Source organism: Candidatus Jordarchaeum sp. (genome assembly GCF_052745115.1).
The window spans coordinates 1-1,731 of sequence record NZ_JBRAKS010000541.1; the positions used below are offsets into that span (position 1 = coordinate 1).

Consider the following 1,731-nt stretch of genomic DNA (forward strand, 5'->3'; position numbering starts at 1 on the left):
CCCAATAACAAACCACAAAAATACATATTCATTACATTGTGCCTTTTTCTTAAAATATTTTAAATTTTTTAATAAAATAATAAAATAACAGAAAATAATTAAAAATGGGGTTATCTGCCCAGTCTTTTCAATTCATTGGACTCCATTTTCACTATTTTTCCGTTTTTATCAACCACACCCACCTGGCGTGCAGGTACTCCTGCCCAGACTGTTCTCGGCGGAACCGTAGTATCTTTTGGAACTAGCGACATTGCTGCAATAACTGAATTATCGCCTATAGTGACTCCGGGAAATATCATTGATTGGGCTCCCACCACCACGTTGTTTCCGATTCTTATCTTCGCCATGTAGAATTTGTTTCCTTCAATCACATGAGTTGCTAAAACAGAACTAACACCGCAAGTGGAGTTGTCTCCCATCTCAACCATGTACGGTTCACCCATTATCACGGCAATAGAGTTTTTACCCATCTTTGCACCCATCGCTCTAAAAACTCTGGTCCCGAGACCCGGTTGCCCCCAAGGGAAGGTACCCACAGTTACTCCGGTGAAAGCCGTTAGAGCAGCGTTTACAACCCATTTCCTAACTGTCTCATCACGCATGTCGAAGTCGTGATAACCCTCTTCTAAAGGCTTGATATTTAAATGGGCATAACCGAGCAATGTCAGTTTAAAAGCCCACTTGGTGGCAAAGTACAGAAAAGGAGTAATCGCTATCCAAACATAGATTGGCACTTCGACAAGAAACATGTCAAAAATCAGGAACAAACCATAACATATACCCAGAGACACTAAAGCTGCAGCTATAGTGCTAATTAGGGTAGCAGCACCTAATACTAAGCCAACGTGTGGCGGTCTGCGAATTTTCAATTCTTCTAATTCTTTTTCCTTCTTCTTAGGCATTAAAACACATCTCCAAAACTATTTTTGCTAAATTTAGCTTTTAAGGTATAAATTGTTTACGTACTATAAATCATTGTCCATTTGCGCATAGAATTTTAATTTTTCCAATAGATTTATTAAACTGGAATATAGTCAAGCTTTTTAAAAAAATTAAACGGATTTCATTCTCCACTTTTACTTATAGATTAAAGGATGGAGCCTATTTGAGTGAGAATATTATTCCCATATTTGCCCATACCTTCTTTAGCGTTTCGCGGGATGGAGAGTTTCATCAATTACTAACTTATGATTACTATGATCCTGACAAATACTATTTGAATCTAGAGTCCACCCCTGAGGAGTATGAGAAAGAAATTGAGAAGCTATGGTTGAACATGCAAGGATATCTGGAAGAAGAAATTAATCAGGTAAATGGGGAGAGAGTTTATCCCAAAGTGATTTTTACGGATCTCCAGTTTCGAGGCTCTGAAAATACGCCCTTCATCCTCTGGATAATCAGCTTCAAAGGTAAATTTAAGGAGGGGGAAAATATTTACAAAACAGTCACCGAGGAAGAAGTATTAGAATATGATTGTGACGCCATATGGACATTTCCTGAGGACTGCGAAATTTTATCCGTAACTACTCCCATGGACTATGAGATTATGAATAACATTCTGCTTCTATGGGCTAAAAAGGGCGACAAGATTGGGGGACATGAGGAGATTAGATTCAGATTTTAAAGTGTTAATCATTTAATTATGTGATCACGGCTATAGATGATTGTGTTGCACTCTGCTGTGACGGTATGAAAAACCTCTTCTAGGCTTGATGAGTGGTGGAGGGGTGT

2 protein-coding genes are annotated in these 1,731 nt (G+C 38.6%); one reads left to right on the top strand and one right to left on the bottom strand.

The annotated features are described in order from the left end of the window. Positions 1 to 110 precede the first annotated feature (110 nt). Positions 111 to 902: an acyltransferase gene (locus tag ACUVXA_RS20630; RefSeq protein ID WP_445873175.1), complete on the bottom strand. Its 792-nt coding sequence runs from the start codon at positions 900 to 902 to the stop codon at positions 111 to 113. Between the two features lie 203 nt (positions 903 to 1,105). Between ACUVXA_RS20630 and ACUVXA_RS20635 the strand changes: the two genes are divergently transcribed. Further along, positions 1,106 to 1,624: a hypothetical protein gene (locus ACUVXA_RS20635; RefSeq protein ID WP_445873176.1), complete on the top strand. Its 519-nt coding sequence runs from the start codon at positions 1,106 to 1,108 to the stop codon at positions 1,622 to 1,624. The last annotated feature ends 107 nt before the right edge of the window (positions 1,625 to 1,731 follow it).

Excerpts from the sequence above, each read along its gene's own strand:
- ACUVXA_RS20630 (WP_445873175.1), bottom strand. The coding sequence starts at position 902 with ATGCCTAAGAAGAAGGAAAAAGAATTAGAAGAATTGAAAATTCGCAGA.